Genomic DNA, 13,426 nt, shown 5'->3' on the forward strand with positions numbered 1-13,426 from the left:
GCGTGGCTCTTCCGCCCCTTACCCCTGAACAGCGCGCAGCCGCGCTCGAAAAGGCCGCCGCGGCTCGCCGGGAGCGGGCCGAGGTCAAGAATCGACTCAAGCACTCCGGCGCCTCCCTCCACGAGGTCATCAAGTCGGGCCAGGAGAACGACGTCATCGGCAAGATGAAGGTCTCCGCCCTCCTTGAGTCCCTGCCGGGCGTGGGCAAGGTCCGCGCCAAGCAGATCATGGAGCGGCTCGGCATCTCCGAGAGCCGGCGAGTCCGGGGGCTCGGCTCCAACCAGATCGCGTCCTTGGAGCGCGAGTTCGGCGGCGGACCCGCCTGACGTTCCCCGGCACCCCCGCGAAGCGGGATAATCGCTCCATGGCTGCAACATCCCGGGGGACGACCCCCGTACCCCCGGACGTACGTCCGCGGCTGACCGTGCTCTCCGGCCCCTCCGGGGTCGGCAAGAGCACGGTCGTCGCCCATATGCGCGAGGAACACCCCGAGGTCTGGCTCTCGGTCTCCGCCACCACCCGCAGGCCCCGGCCCGGCGAGCAGCACGGTGTGCAGTACTTCTTCGTCACCGACGAGGAGTTCGACAAGCTGATCGCCAACGGTGAGCTGCTGGAGTGGGCCGAGTTCGCCGGAAACCGCTACGGCACGCCCCGCGGGGCCGTCCTGGAGCGGCTGGAGTCCGGGGAACCGGTCCTGCTGGAGATCGACCTCCAGGGTGCCCGGCTGGTGCGCGAGTCCATGCCGGACGCCCGGCTCGTGTTCCTCGCCCCGCCGTCCTGGGAGGAGCTGGTCCGCCGGCTCACGGGCCGCGGCACCGAGTCCCCCGAGGTGATCGAGCGCCGCCTGGAAGCGGCCAGGACCGAACTGGCCGCCGAGTCGGAGTTCGACACCACCCTGGTCAACACCTCCGTCAAGGACGTGGCCCGTGAGCTGCTAGCCTTGATGGACGTTGTGTGATCTTCACTGATCCCATCCACACCTTCGGAAGGTAGAGCGTGTCCTCTTCCATCACCGCGCCCGAGGGCATCATCAACCCGCCGATCGACGAGTTGCTTGAGGCCACCGACAGCAAGTACAGCCTCGTGATCTACGCCGCCAAGCGCGCGCGCCAGATCAACGCGTACTACTCCCAGCTGGGCGAGGGCCTGCTGGAGTACGTCGGCCCCCTCGTCGACACCCACGTCCACGAGAAGCCGCTGTCGATCTCCCTGCGTGAGATCAACGCGGGCCTGCTGACCTCCGAGGCCATCGACGGCCCCGCGCAGTAACCACCGCTTCATCCACCAAGGGCCCGGCAGCCGAGCTGTCCGGGCCCGTGGTGTGTCATGGGTACGTACACATACGCAGACGCGACTGCGCAGGATGCGTACGGCGGCACGGCCGTGCGCGCACCGAGTCCGGGGAGCGACATGCCGGTGAGCGACAAGAACGAGGCGGCCAGGCCCAGGGTCGTCCTGGGGGTGAGCGGCGGTATCGCCGCCTACAAGGCGTGCGAGCTGCTACGCCGCCTCACCGAGTCCGGGCACGACGTCCGGGTGGTCCCCACCCAGTCGGCGCTCCACTTCGTCGGCGCCGCCACCTGGTCCGCGCTGTCCGGGCACCCCGTCGCCACCGAGGTCTGGTCGGACGTCCACGAGGTGCCCCATGTCCGCATCGGCCAGGGCGCCGACCTCGTCGTCGTCGCCCCCGCCACCGCCGACCTGCTCGCCAAGGCCGCCCACGGCCTCGCCGACGACCTGCTGACCAACACCCTGCTCACGGCCCGCTGCCCGGTCGTCCTCGTGCCCGCGATGCACACCGAGATGTGGGAGCACCCCGCCACCCAGGAGAACGTGGCCACCCTGCGCCGCCGGGGCGCCGTCGTCGTGGAACCCGCCGTCGGCCGGCTGACCGGGGCCGACACCGGCAAGGGACGGCTGCCCGACCCCGGCGAGATCTTCGAGGTCTGCCGCCGGGTCCTCGCCCGCGGCGTCCGCGAACCGGACCTCACCGGACGGCACGTCGTCATCAGCGCGGGCGGCACCCGCGAACCCCTCGACCCGGTCCGGTTCCTCGGCAACCGCTCCTCCGGCAAACAGGGCTACGCCCTCGCCCGGACCGCCGCCGCCCGGGGCGCCCGCGTCACCCTCATCGCCGCCAACACCACCGCGCTGCCCGACCCCGCCGGGGTGGACCTGGTGCCCGTGGGCACCGCCGTCCAGCTCCGCGAGGCCGTGCTGAAGGCCGCCGCCGACGCCGACGCGGTCGTGATGGCCGCCGCCGTCGCCGACTTCCGGCCCGCCGTGTACGCCGCCGGAAAAATCAAAAAACGGGACGGACAGGACCCCGAGCCCATTTCGCTGGTACGGAATCCGGACATCCTCGCGGAGATCTCCCGGGACCGCGACCGGCCCGGCCAGGTGGTCGTCGGCTTCGCCGCCGAGACCGACGACGTCCTGGCGAACGGCCGCGCGAAACTCCGCCGCAAGGGCTGTGACCTGCTCGTCGTCAACGAGGTCGGGGAAAGCAAGACCTTCGGCGAGGCGGAGAGCGAAGCCGTCGTCCTCGGCGCGGACGGCAGTGAGACCCCCGTGCCCTTCGGACCGAAGGAAGTCCTCTCCGACACCGTGTGGGACCTGGTCACCGACCGGTTTTCCGGCGCGTCCGCCGAGTGAGCCTCGAATCCTGCGCGACAATCGCTTGTGCGGGACGCCGGTATCGGCGCAACCCGCACATTCGGGTGGTGCCGGTCTGGTGGAGAGCGCCCACGTGGCCCAGAATGCCAGTGCCGCAGCTCACCGCCCTCCCAAGTGGCGAGACACGTGACCTGCCGACCGAGCGCGACCGATAAACTGATGACGGACCACGCCGGGCGCAGCCTCCGGCCGGTCCGCCAATGAACAGCCAGCAGCCGCTGCAACCACAGGGAGCGATGTGTCCCGCCGTCTCTTCACCTCGGAGTCCGTGACCGAGGGTCACCCCGACAAGATCGCCGACCAGATCAGCGACACCATCCTCGACGCGCTACTGCGGGAGGACCCGAAGTCCCGGGTCGCCGTGGAAACACTGATCACCACCGGCCTGGTCCATGTGGCCGGCGAGGTCACGACGAAGGCGTACGCGCCCATCGCGCAGCTCGTACGCGACACGATCCTCGCGATCGGCTACGACTCCTCGAAGAAGGGCTTCGACGGCGCCTCCTGCGGGGTCTCGGTGTCCATCGGGGCCCAGTCGCCCGACATCGCGCAGGGTGTCGACACCGCCTACGAGCAGCGGGTCGAGGGCGACGAGGACGAGCTGGACCGGCAGGGTGCCGGAGACCAGGGCCTGATGTTCGGATACGCGTGCGACGAGACGCCCGAGCTGATGCCGCTCCCCATCCACCTCGCCCACCGCCTGTCCCGGCGGCTGTCCGAGGTGCGCAAGAACGGCACCATCCCCTACCTGCGGCCCGACGGCAAGACCCAGGTCACCATCGAGTACGACGGCGACAAGGCCGTCCGCCTCGACACGGTCGTCGTCTCCTCGCAGCACGCCTCGGACATCGACCTGGAGTCGCTGCTCGCGCCCGACATCCGCGAGTTCGTGGTCGAGCCGGAGCTCAAGGCACTCCTCGACGACGGCATCAAGCTGGAGACCGAGGGCTACCGCCTGCTGGTCAACCCGACCGGACGCTTCGAGATCGGCGGCCCCATGGGCGACGCCGGCCTCACCGGCCGCAAGATCATCATCGACACCTACGGCGGGATGGCCCGCCACGGCGGCGGCGCCTTCTCCGGCAAGGACCCGTCCAAGGTCGACCGCTCCGCCGCGTACGCGATGCGCTGGGTCGCCAAGAACGTCGTCGCCGCCGGACTCGCCTCCCGCTGCGAGGTCCAGGTCGCCTACGCGATCGGCAAGGCCGAGCCCGTCGGCCTGTTCATCGAGACCTTCGGCACCAACAAGGTCGACACCGAGCGGATCGAGAGCGCCATCAGCCAGGTCTTCGACCTGCGCCCGGCCGCCATCATCCGCGACCTCGACCTGCTGCGCCCGATCTACGCCCAGACCGCCGCGTACGGCCACTTCGGCCGTGCGCTGCCGGAGTTCACCTGGGAGCGCACGGACCGCGTCGACGCGCTGCGCGCCGCCGCCGGACTGTGATCCGCGTCAGCACCCGCTGACACCAGCGTCACGGAGGGCCGGGACCCGCATCGCGGGCCCGGCCCTTGGCCGTGCCCGGCGGACCGCCCGGCACGGTCCGCGCGTTGTCGGTGGCGTCTGGTAGGAATGCGGATGTGAGCAGCGGAAACAGCGCCGACGGCGACGACACCACCCCGCCCGAGCAGCTCGCGCTCATCCGCGAGACGATCCGCCAGGCCAAGGTGCCCAAGGCCAAGCCCCGCACCTGGCGCGGCGCACCCCTCGCCCGCGAGCTGCCCGTGGCCCGGGTTCTGGTGGACAAGGGCGTCCTGCACCTCGACCGGTACTTCGACTACGCCGTACCCGAGGAGATGGACGCCGACGCCCGGCCCGGGGTCCGGGTCCGGGTCCGGTTCGGCGCCGGCCGGGGCCAGGTCCGGGACGGCCGCCGCGAGGGCGGCGGCCTGGTCGACGGATTCCTGGTGGAACGCGTCGCCGAGTCCGACTACAGCGGCCCCCTCGCCGCCCTCGCCCAGGTCGTCTCCCCCGAACCCGTCCTCGGCCCCGATCTGCTCGGCCTCGCCCGCGCCGTCGCCGACCGCTACGCGGGCAGCCTCGCCGATGTGCTCCAGCTCGCCGTCCCCCCGCGCAGCGCCCGCGCCGAGAAACGCCCCTCACCCGAACCACTGCCCCCGCCCCCCGCGCCCGCCCCCGGCCCCTGGGAGCGGTACGGACAGGGACCGGCCTTCCTGCGGGCCCTCGCGGACGGCGCCGCCCCCCGAGCCGTGTGGCACGCGCTGCCCGGCCCCGACTGGGCCGACGCGATCGCCCACGCCGTCGCCGCGACCCTGGCCTCCGGCCGGGGCGCCCTCGTCGTCGTCCCCGACGGACGCGTCGTCGCCCGCGTGGACGCCGCCCTCGGCGCGCTGCTGGGCCCCGGCCGGCACGCCGTGCTCACCGCCGAGGCCGGCCCCGAGAAGCGCTACGGCCAGTGGCTCGCCGTACGGCGCGGCTCGGTGCGCGCCGTCGTCGGGACCCGCGCCGCGATGTTCGCCCCCGTCCGCGACCTCGGACTCGTCGTCCTGTGGGACGACGGCGACTCCAGCCACAGCGAACAGCACGCCCCGCAGCCGCACGCCCGCGAGGTGCTGCTGCTGCGCGCCGCCCACGAGGGCTGCGCCTTTCTGCTCGGGGACATCGGCTGCACCGTCGAGGCCGCGCAGCTCGTCGAGACCGGCTGGGCCCGCCCCCTGGTCGCCGACCGGGACCGGGTCCGCGCCGCGGCCCCCCTGATCCGCACCGTCGGCGACGGGGAACTCGCCCGCGACGGCGCCGCCCGCGCCGCCCGCCTCCCCTCCCTCGCCTGGAAGACCGCCCGCGAGGGACTCACCCGGGGCCCCGTCCTCGTCCAGGTGCCGCGCCGCGGCTATGTCCCGAGGCTGGCATGCGAACGCTGCCGGGCCCCCGCCCGCTGCCGGCACTGCGCCGGACCGCTGGAGGCCCGTGAGTCGGGACCGCTGGGCTGCGGCTGGTGCGGGCGCGAGCAGGGCGACTGGCACTGCCCCGAATGCGGGTCGTTCCGGCTGCGCGCGCAGGTCGTCGGCGCCCGGCGGACCGCGGAGGAACTGGGCCGGGCGTTCCCCGCCGTCCCGGTCCGCACCTCCGGGCGGGAACAGATCCTCGACACGGTGCCGGACACCCCGGCCCTGGTGGTCAGCACACCCGGCGCCGAACCCGTCGCCGAGGGCGGGTACGCGGCGGCCCTGCTGCTCGACGGATGGGCGATGCTCGGGCGGCCCGATCTGCGGGCGGGTGAGGAGGCCCTGCGGCACTGGCTCGGCGCGGCGGCGCTGGTGCGCGGGCAGGAGGCGGGGGGCACGGTCGTGGTGATAGCCGAGCCCTCGCTGCGGCCCGTGCAGGCGCTGGTGCGGTGGGACCCCGTGGGTCACGCGGTCCGGGAGCTGGCGGAGCGGGCCGAGCTGGGGTTCCCGCCCGTGTCCCGGATGGCATCCGTGACCGGCCCGCCGGACGCTGTCGCGGACTTCCTGGCGTCGGTGGAGCTGCCCGGGGACGCGGTGCTGCTCGGGCCGGTCCCGGTGCCCGTCCCCGCGGGCGCCTTGGCGGCGGGCGAGGGGGCGGTGTGGGAGCGGGCGCTGCTGCGGGTGCCGCCCGGGAGCGGGGCGGCCCTCGCCGCGGCGCTCAAGGCCGCGCAGGCCCTGCGGACGGCCCGGGGGGCCGGGGGCGCGGTGCGTATCCGGGTCGACCCCCCGGACATCGGCTAGCCGCCTTCGCTAGCGCTTCCGAGGTCCCTTGTGCTGGACGTACCTGTCCCTGTGCGGGTACGTCCGGGGGTGCGCAGTTCCCCGCAGGCCGCCTTCGCTCGCGCTCCCGAGGTCTGTCCGGCTGAACGCACTTGTCCCCGTGCGGGTACGTCCGGGGGTGCGCAGTTCCTCGCGCCCCTGGGTTTCCTGTGCTGGGCGTACCGACGTCCGTGCGGGTACGTTCGGGGGTGCGCAGTTCCCCGCGCCCTGGGTTTCCTGTGCTGGGCGTACCGACGTCCGTGCGGGTACGTCCGGGGGTGCGCAGTTCCTCGCGCCCCTTGGGTCGCGCCTCTTGCGGTTCCCGTTCGGGTGCGGGTGGCCCTTGGTGGGTGCTGCCCTCTTGCGGTTGCTCTTCGGGTGCGGGTCCGCCCTCGTCTTTTGCGCAGTTCCCCGCGCCCCTTTGGGGGCGCCCAACTGGGGTGGTTCTCCGTCTGCGGGTGGGGTCAGACAGCGGGCCGGCGTCAGCCCGGGCGGGGTTGAACCATCCTCCTCGTGCAGGCGCTTGGCTGCGGGAGGGGGTGGGCGGGAATCTCTGCTCGCAGACTCCGATGCTCTTCAGTCCGGCAAGGAAACGTCGTACCGAGCGTGTCGGATCGAGGACGGAGAATCCCGACCGGCACCGACCCGAAGAACCGGCCGGATGCGCCCCAAAGGGGCGCGGGGAACTGCGCAAAACCACCGAGCGACGGCACAGGGACAAGTGCGTCCACCCGGACAGACCTCAGACGCGCAAGCGAAACTGCGTCAGCCGTTTCGGGGGGCGGGGAAGACCGGCGGGCGGGGATCGTCGCGGAGAGCCGGACTGCCCCCGACGGGCTGGGTCGGCATGGAACGCGCCGCGGGCACGGACGGCAGCGGCCCGGCGACCCCCACCGCCCCGCGCGCAGCGGCCGGCTCCGCCCCCCGCTCCGCCTCCGCGGCAGCCTGCGCCGCGGCCCGCCGCGCCCCGTACCGCCGGTGCACCGCCTGCTTCGTCACACCCAGCGCGGAACCCACCGCGTCCCACGAGAAGCCCAGCGACCGGTCGAAGTCCACAGCCGCGGTGACCAGGGTCTCGACACTGTCCCGCAGCTCCTGCGCGAGACGGACGGTGGGTGCGGGCGCGCGGCCGTAGACGACGAAGCCCGTGGACGGGCCCGAACGGCGCGGGCGGTACACATTGCCCAGCTGGGCGGTGAGCGTACGCAGGGCGTCCACCTGGCGGCGGACCCGCTCGATGTCCCGCACCAGCAGGTGCAGACTGGCTCGGGCCTGTGCGTCGTGGGTTGCGTGGTCGGCCATCAAACAAGCCTCTCGAACCGGCGGAGGGGGAAAGAACCGGACCGCGTCCGCGGTCCGCAGAGTCAACTCTTCCTTGACCAACGCGCCACGCGGGCAGGGGTCACGGTGCCAGGGCGCACGGATCGTGGTGCGGGGCGTGAAGCGCGCCGTACGCCCCCGGCGTGCCCCGCCCGGTCACTCCTGGCTCCGCCCCCCGCTCCGCACCCGCCCAGGGACCCGTTCCGGGGTCCGCCCGGGGGCACCCGTGGCGGGCACCGGGCGGGCGACCCCGGCGCGGGGGACACGATCTAGACTGGTGCGCTGCCCCGTGACGCCGTACCGATCACGACCGGAATCCCGCCCGAGAGGCCCACAGCCACTGATGAAGCTCGTCTTCGCAGGCACCCCCGAGGTCGCCGTTCCCGCCCTGGACGCCCTGATCGCCTCCGACCGGCACGAGGTGGCCGCCGTCGTCACCCGGCCCGACGCCCCCGCCGGCCGGGGCCGTCATCTCGTCGCGAGCCCCGTCGCCGAGCGCGCCGAGGAAGCCGGGATCGAGGTGCTGAAGCCGCGCAGGCCCCGGGACGAGGACTTCCTCGCCAGGCTCCGCGAGATCGCGCCGGACTGCTGCCCGGTCGTCGCGTACGGCGCGCTGCTGCCCAGGACCGCGCTGGACATCCCGGCCCACGGCTGGGTGAACCTCCACTTCTCGCTGCTGCCCGCCTGGCGCGGCGCGGCCCCCGTCCAGCACGCGGTCATGTCCGGTGACGAGATCACCGGCGCCTCCACCTTCCTCATCGAGGAGGGGCTGGACTCGGGGCCCGTGTACGGCACCGTCACCGAGCTCGTACGGCCCACCGACACCAGCGGTGATCTGCTGACCCGGCTCGCCTTCGCGGGCGCGGGACTGCTCGCCGCGACCATGGACGGCATCGCCGACGGCGGACTCAAGGCCGTCCCGCAGCCCGCCGACGGGATCACCCTCGCGCCGAAGCTCACCGTGGACGACGCCCGCGTCGACTGGACGGCGCCCGCGCTGCGCGTGGACCGGGTGGTACGGGGCTGCACCCCCGCGCCCGGCGCCTGGACGGTGTTCCGGGGCGAGCGGCTCAAGCTGGTCCAGGCCACCCCCGCGCCCGCCCGGACCGACCTCGCCCCCGGGGAGCTCGGGGTCGGCAAGAACAGCGTGCACGTCGGCACCGGCTCGTACGCGGTGGAGCTGATGTGGGTGCAGGCCCAGGGCAAGAAGCCGATGCGGGCCGCCGACTGGGCGCGGGGCGCGCGGATCACGGCGGGGGAGCGGGTCGGGGCCTGACGGCTCGCGGACCGCGCCCGCGCGGGGGCGACGTACGCTTGACGGAGCCGGTGCGGCCGTCCCGGGTACGTCGCCCGGTGCCCCGGCACCACGTCCGTACCCGGCGGTCCCCGAAACCCCGCAGTCCTCACCACCGCGCAGTCCCGATTCTCCCCGGAGCACCTTTTCGTGAACGATCAGCGGCGCAGGCCGACGCAGTCCACCTCCCGGCGGCCGGGCGGCAAGGGCGCCCCCCAGGGCCGCCCCTACCGCCGTCCGCAGAAGGACCCCGTACGGATGCTCGCGTTCGACGCGCTGCGGGCCGTGGACGAGCGGGACGCCTACGCCAACCTCGTGCTGCCCCCGCTGCTGCGCAAGGCCCGGGAGAACGGCGACTTCGACCACCGGGACGCGGCCCTCGCCACCGAGCTCGTGTACGGCACCCTGCGCCGTCAGGGCACGTACGACGCCGTGCTGGCCCGGTGCGTCGACCGGCCGCTGCGCGAGGTGGACCCGCCGGTCCTCGATGTGCTCAGCCTCGGCGCCCACCAGCTGCTCGGCACCCGTATCCCCACCCACGCGGCGGTCTCCGCGTCCGTCGAACTGGCCCGCGTCGTCCTCGGTGACGGCCGCGCGAAGTTCGTGAACGCGGTGCTGCGCAAGGTCGCCCAGCACGATCTCGACGGCTGGCTGGAGCTGGTGGCGCCGCCCTACGACGAGGACCCCGAGGACCACCTCGCGGTCGTCCACTCGCATCCCCGCTGGGTGGTCTCCGCGCTGTGGGACTCCCTCGGCGGCCCGCGCGCCGGGATCGAGGACCTGCTCGAAGCCGACAACGAACGCCCCGAGGTCACCCTCGTCGCCCGCCCCGGCCGGATGACCGCCGACGCCCTGCTGGACGGGCTGCCCACCGAGGGCGGCCTGCCGGGCCGCTGGTCCCCGTACGCCGTACGCCTCACCGAGGGCGGCGAGCCCGGCGCGCTGGACGCCGTACGGGAGGGCAGGGCCGGGGTCCAGGACGAGGGCAGCCAGCTGGTCGCCCTCGCGCTGGCCGCCGCACCCGTCGAGGGGCGGGACGAGAAGTGGCTCGACGGCTGCGCCGGGCCCGGCGGCAAGGCGGCCCTGCTCGCCGGACTCGCGGCCGAACGCGGCGCGTTCCTCCTCGCCGCCGAGAAGCAGCCGCACCGCTCCGGACTCGTCGCCCGCGCCCTCAGCGGCAACCCGGGCCCGTACCAGGTCATCACCGCCGACGGCACCCGCCCGCCCTGGCGCCCCGGCAGCTTCGACCGGGTCCTCATGGACGTGCCCTGCACCGGCCTCGGCGCGCTGCGCCGCCGCCCGGAGGCCCGCTGGCGGCGCCGCCCGGAGGACCTCGCGGGCTTCGCGCCCTTGCAGCGCGCGCTGCTGGAGCGGGCGCTGGAGTCGGTACGGGTCGGCGGGATCGTCGGCTACGCCACCTGCTCGCCGCACCTCGCGGAGACCCGCGCGGTCGTCGACGACGTCCTGCGGGACTTCACGGGCGCCGCCGAGCTCGTCGACGCACGCCCCCTGATGCCCGGCGTCCCCGCGCTCGGCGAGGGACCCGACGTCCAGCTGTGGCCCCATCTGCACGGCACCGACGCCATGTACCTCGCCCTGCTGCGCCGCACCGCCTGACCGCCGTGCCCGCCCTGGCCCCTCACTCGGGCCAGGGCGAGTCCTGGATCACCTCGACGAAGTCGCCGGGCGTGAAGCCGGGGACGAAGTGGCGCAGGACATCGGCCTTCACATTGCCGAAGGCGGTCTCCGGCTTGGGCGCGATGCCGTCCGTGAACGCCTTCAGGATCGCCCGCTTGAAGTCCGGCCGCGGATGGGCGGCGACCACGGCCTCCCGGGCACCCGGGCTCAGCTCGTCGTAGCCGATCCCCAGCACGTCGTACTCGACGCCCGCCGTGACCAGCGCGACCTCCGGTTCCATGTACTGCGGGATGCCGGGAGTGGTGTGCAGGGCGATGGCCGTCCAGACCCGGCGGACACTGTCCTCGGGGACGTCGTACCCGCGCAGGAACGCGCGGGCCGCGTCCGCCCCGTCCACCTCGAAGCGGCGTCCGCTGCCGCGGTGCTCGGCGCCGAGGCCGATGTCATGGAACATGGCCGCCACGTACAGCAGCTCCGGGTCGAAGCTCAGCCCCCGGCGCCGCCCCTGGAGGGCACCGAAGAAGTACACCCGGCGGGAGTGGTGGTAGACGAGGTCGTCGGTGGTGTCCCGGACGAGTTCCGTGGCCGCCACCGCGATCCTGGTGTCCGGTACGGACACATCCGCCACCGTCGCGTGCGGGTCGCTGTGCGTCATGTCGTTCGCTCCCTGGGTCGAGGGCATGCCGTACCGGTCCGAGCGCCGGTTCCGGCACCGTACGCCGGTCCGCGCCGCCGCCGCTGTCCCGCCGTGCGGCGGTCCGTACCGGTCTGCGGGGTTCCGGTCCGGACCGCGGCGGGCAACCGCCGCGCGGCATGGCAGTCTTGGACCATGGCCGTGCAGATCAATCCCAGTATTCTCTCCGCAGACTTCGCCCGCCTCGCCGACGAGGCCCGTGCGGTGGACGGCGCCGACTGGCTCCACGTCGACGTGATGGACAACCACTTCGTGCCCAACCTCACCCTGGGCGTACCGATCGTGGAGTCCCTGGCGCGCGCCACGGACATCCCGCTCGACTGCCACCTCATGATCGAGCAGCCCGACCGCTGGGCCCCCCAGTACGTCGAGGCGGGTGCCGGGTCGGTCACCTTCCACGCGGAGGCCGCCGCCGCTCCCGTACGGCTGGCGCGCGAGATCCGCGCCAAGGGCGCCCGCGCCTCGATGGCCCTGAAACCGGCCACCCCCATCGAGCCGTACGAGGACCTCCTCCCCGAACTCGACATGCTGCTGATCATGACGGTCGAGCCGGGGTTCGGCGGGCAGTCGTTCCTCGACATCATGCTGCCGAAGATCCGCCGCACCCGTGAGCTGATCGCCAAGCACGGCCTTGAACTGTGGCTCCAGATCGACGGCGGGGTCTCGGCCACCACCATCGAGAGGTGCGCCGAGGCGGGCGCGGACGTGTTCGTCGCGGGCTCCGCCGTCTACGGCGCGGACGACCCCGCGGACGCCGTGCGCGGGCTGCGCACCCTGGCGGAGTCGGCCACCGCCGGTGCGGCCTGGGCCTGCGACCACTGAGCCACCGAATAGTGAACGGCGTTCGTCCGAGCTGTTCGGCCGGTCCGGATCTGCGAGGATGAACGGCAATACCCAGGTTGTGAACAGAAGTGAACAGCAGTGAGGAGATCGCCGTGACTGGCTTCTCGGCGGGCAGATCAGCCTTGCGGATGGGACCCGCTGAGCTGGTTCAGGCCGCCGCCATGGCCCGCCGCTTCTATCTTGAGGGCAAGTCCAAGATCCAGATCGCCGAGGAGTTCGGCGTCAGCCGCTTCAAGGTGGCCCGGGTCCTGGAAACCGCCCTTGAGCGTGATCTCGTGCGGATCGAGATCCGGGTACCCGCCGAGCTCGACGCGGAACGCTCCGACGCCCTGCGGGCCCGCTACGGTCTGCGGCACGCCGTGGTCGTCGAGTCGCCCGCCGAGGCCGCCGAGTCGCCGGACCCGGAGAACCTCGGCGAGGTCGCCGCGGACCTTCTCGGCGAGCTGGTGGCGGAAGGCGATGTCCTCGGGCTCGCCTGGGGGCGCTCCACCATCCATATGGCCGCCGCCCTCGACCGGCTGCCGCCCTGCACGGTCGTGCAGCTCACCGGTGTCTACGACGCGGGGACCGCCGAGCGCGGGTCCGTGGAGGCGGTACGGCGGGCGGCCCAGGTCTCCGGGGGCGACGCGCACCCCATCTACGCGCCGATGCTGCTGCCCGACGCGGCGACGGCCAACGCGCTGCGGCAGCAGACCGGGATCGCCCGTGCCTTCGAGTACTTCGACAAGGTGACGGTCGCCTGTGTGTCGATCGGCTCCTGGGAGCCCGGGATCTCCACGGTGCACGACATGCTCACCGACGAGGAACGCGCGCATTACGCGTCGCTGGGGGTCGCCGCGGAGATGTCCGCGCATCTCTTCGACGCGGACGGGCGGCGGGTCGGGCGGGACCTGGGGGAGCGGTGCATCACCGTCGAGGCCGATCGGCTGCGGCGGATTCCCGAGGTCATAGCGATTGCCGGGGGGCGGCGGAAGGCGGCGGCGATCGACGCGGTGCTGCGGTCCGGGTTGGTCACGAGTCTCGTGACCGATACGGCTGCGGCGGATTCGTTGCTGGCGGCGGGGAGTGCGCCGTCGCCCGCGCTTGAGCGGGTCGACCCCGACGACTGACGCCGTCGGGGTCGGGGGGCTTTTCCTCCGGCCCCGGCGGTCGCGGTTGCTTGCGCCCGCCTGGGTTTCCTGCGCTGGGCGCGCCTCGTTCCTGTGCCGTCGTTCGGTGGTTTCGCGCGGTTCCCC

At 73.4% G+C, this 13,426-nt stretch carries 12 protein-coding genes; 10 read left to right on the forward strand and 2 right to left on the reverse strand.

Annotated features, from left to right (window positions below; genetic code table 11):
- Positions 1 to 2: 2 nt before the first annotated feature.
- The 6 genes from OG711_RS32355 (at position 3) to OG711_RS32380 (ending at position 6,384) form a co-directional block, all read left to right on the forward strand.
- Positions 3 to 326 (forward strand): integration host factor, encoded by a 324-nt coding sequence (locus tag OG711_RS32355; RefSeq protein WP_073791969.1) that lies wholly within the window; start codon positions 3 to 5, stop codon positions 324 to 326.
- Between the two features lie 38 nt (positions 327 to 364).
- The gene (gene gmk / locus OG711_RS32360; RefSeq protein WP_073791966.1) at positions 365 to 958 is read left to right on the forward strand and encodes a guanylate kinase; all 594 of its coding nucleotides are present in this window, start codon (positions 365 to 367) and stop codon (positions 956 to 958) included.
- A 38-nt stretch (positions 959 to 996) separates the two neighbouring features.
- The gene (gene rpoZ / locus OG711_RS32365; RefSeq protein WP_073791964.1) at positions 997 to 1,269 is read left to right on the forward strand and encodes a DNA-directed RNA polymerase subunit omega; all 273 of its coding nucleotides are present in this window, start codon (positions 997 to 999) and stop codon (positions 1,267 to 1,269) included.
- 141 nt (positions 1,270 to 1,410) lie between these two features.
- Complete coding sequence (gene coaBC, locus OG711_RS32370; protein WP_405674276.1) at positions 1,411 to 2,655, forward strand: bifunctional phosphopantothenoylcysteine decarboxylase/phosphopantothenate--cysteine ligase CoaBC; 1,245 nt, start codon at positions 1,411 to 1,413, stop codon at positions 2,653 to 2,655.
- Positions 2,656 to 2,914: 259 nt separating this feature from the next.
- On the forward strand, positions 2,915 to 4,123 hold the full coding sequence (gene metK / locus OG711_RS32375) for a methionine adenosyltransferase (RefSeq protein WP_073791957.1): 1,209 nt from the start codon (positions 2,915 to 2,917) through the stop codon (positions 4,121 to 4,123).
- Positions 4,124 to 4,257: 134 nt separating this feature from the next.
- Complete coding sequence (locus OG711_RS32380) at positions 4,258 to 6,384, forward strand: primosomal protein N' (protein ID WP_266513193.1); 2,127 nt, start codon at positions 4,258 to 4,260, stop codon at positions 6,382 to 6,384.
- 783 nt (positions 6,385 to 7,167) lie between these two features.
- Here the strand turns inward: OG711_RS32380 and OG711_RS32385 are convergent.
- A complete protein-coding gene (locus OG711_RS32385; RefSeq protein ID WP_073791952.1) occupies positions 7,168 to 7,704 on the reverse strand; it encodes a hypothetical protein in 537 nt (178 codons plus the stop codon).
- A gap of 361 nt (positions 7,705 to 8,065) precedes the next feature.
- Here OG711_RS32385 and fmt point away from each other — a divergent pair, with 361 nt between their 5' ends.
- Complete coding sequence (gene fmt, locus OG711_RS32390) at positions 8,066 to 8,998, forward strand: methionyl-tRNA formyltransferase (RefSeq protein WP_266513188.1); 933 nt, start codon at positions 8,066 to 8,068, stop codon at positions 8,996 to 8,998.
- A 168-nt stretch (positions 8,999 to 9,166) separates the two neighbouring features.
- Positions 9,167 to 10,633, forward strand: a complete 1,467-nt coding sequence (locus tag OG711_RS32395) for an RsmB/NOP family class I SAM-dependent RNA methyltransferase (protein ID WP_073791946.1) — start codon at positions 9,167 to 9,169, stop codon at positions 10,631 to 10,633.
- 22 nt (positions 10,634 to 10,655) lie between these two features.
- On the opposite strand, the gene OG711_RS32400 is transcribed toward OG711_RS32395, so the two are convergent.
- Positions 10,656 to 11,309 (reverse strand): HD domain-containing protein, encoded by a 654-nt coding sequence (locus tag OG711_RS32400; protein WP_073791943.1) that lies wholly within the window; start codon positions 11,307 to 11,309, stop codon positions 10,656 to 10,658.
- A 174-nt stretch (positions 11,310 to 11,483) separates the two neighbouring features.
- On the opposite strand from OG711_RS32400, the gene rpe reads away from it, so the two are divergent.
- On the forward strand, positions 11,484 to 12,170 hold the full coding sequence (gene rpe, locus OG711_RS32405) for a ribulose-phosphate 3-epimerase (RefSeq protein ID WP_073791942.1): 687 nt from the start codon (positions 11,484 to 11,486) through the stop codon (positions 12,168 to 12,170).
- An 89-nt stretch (positions 12,171 to 12,259) separates the two neighbouring features.
- The gene (locus OG711_RS32410; RefSeq protein ID WP_073791939.1) at positions 12,260 to 13,300 is read left to right on the forward strand and encodes a sugar-binding transcriptional regulator; all 1,041 of its coding nucleotides are present in this window, start codon (positions 12,260 to 12,262) and stop codon (positions 13,298 to 13,300) included.
- The last annotated feature ends 126 nt before the right edge of the window (positions 13,301 to 13,426 follow it).

The sequence above is a fragment of the Streptomyces uncialis genome (assembly GCF_036250755.1).
In the GTDB taxonomy this organism is placed as follows: Bacteria; Actinomycetota; Actinomycetes; order Streptomycetales; family Streptomycetaceae; genus Streptomyces; species Streptomyces uncialis.